This window comes from Thiolapillus sp. (genome assembly GCF_048562965.1).
GTDB classification, from domain to species: Bacteria; Pseudomonadota; Gammaproteobacteria; order Chromatiales; family Chromatiaceae; genus Thiolapillus; species Thiolapillus brandeum_A.
In genome coordinates this window covers 1-598 of record NZ_JBHNMF010001498.1, presented here as the reverse complement: position 1 = coordinate 598, position 598 = coordinate 1, and the positions used below count along the sequence as shown (strand labels likewise).

The 598-nt window shown below is 58.5% G+C and carries 1 protein-coding gene; it reads left to right on the top strand.

The features are described 5' to 3' along the window. On the top strand, positions 1 to 598 hold a 598-nt coding region (locus ACOCD2_RS25145; protein WP_419626377.1), incomplete at both ends, for a thiamine pyrophosphate-dependent enzyme.

The following is a 598-nucleotide window of genomic DNA, read 5'->3' as shown; positions in this document are numbered from 1 at the left end:
GCTCGTTGCTGCTCCGTACTTGGCTCCCAATGACTGGACGCCGCGTTTGGATGCCTACTTTGCTTCCCCTCTGGCGCTATGCGCACGACGGGTAAGCAGTGCGGCCTCGCGGCTACTGGGGTCTACCAGCCTTCGCTTCGCTCTCCATGGCTGGCAGCGGTGGCAGCTCTGTCCGCCCGTGGTTTCCATCGGTGGCGACGGCGCCATGTTCGATATCGGCTTCCAGAATCTGTCCCGGGCACTGGCATCGGGCATGCCGGTCAAGATCCTGATTCTCGATACGCAGGTCTATTCCAACACCGGCGGCCAGGCCTGCACTTCCGGTTTCGTAGGCCAGGTGGCCGACATGAGCCCCTATGGAAAAGCCATGAAAGGCAAAGTGGAAATCCGCAAGGAAATCAGTCTCATCGGCATGGCTCACCGTACATCCTTCATCCTGCAGGGTTCTCCCAGTAACACGACCCATCTCATCGAAGGCTATCAAGCGTGTCTTCGGCCTCGTGATAGATTTTGGGACATCCCAGTCCCCAAAATCGACTCGGCCTTTGACAACCTATTGGTGCCCCAGCCGTCCTGGTCACCAAGCACTACGCAACAA